Annotated in this window: 1 protein-coding gene; it reads left to right on the top strand. The window is 31.1% G+C overall.

What is annotated here, in order from left to right; all coding sequences use genetic code 11:
* A partial coding sequence (locus tag CCZ01_RS10115; RefSeq protein ID WP_220106552.1) for an asparagine synthase-related protein occupies positions 1 to 405 on the top strand: 405 nt, incomplete at both ends.

The raw sequence follows: 405 nt of genomic DNA, 5'->3' as shown, positions 1-405 counted from the left end.
TATTTATATGCAATATTTTGTTATGCAAAAAGCAAAAGAGTTGGGCATTAAGGTTATGTTTGATGGGCAGGGTGCTGATGAAGTATTTTTGGGGTATGAGACTTATATTCCTTTTATTTATAATAATATGAAAACAAGTAACCAAGAGACTTTTTTTGAACCTTTGAAAATATTTTCAGTTACACAGGAATCAATTTTGCGTGAAGCACAGAATCATAAAGACTTTCAAGGCATTTTCGATCGGATTCAAAAAGGGAGTCATATAAAAAAAGAATATCTCAATAAGAACGATTTAGCTCCTTTGTATGACTATCAATCCTTTTTTTCTTTTAACATACGCGAATTAATGCAAAATAATCTCCAAGCTTTATTGCGTTTTGAAGATAGGGATTCTATGGCATTTGG

Source organism: Helicobacter monodelphidis (assembly GCF_003288845.1).
Lineage (GTDB): Bacteria > Campylobacterota > Campylobacteria > Campylobacterales > Helicobacteraceae > NHYN01.
Note: the sequence above shows the minus strand (reverse complement) of the source record. Positions and strands in the feature narration are given on the sequence as shown.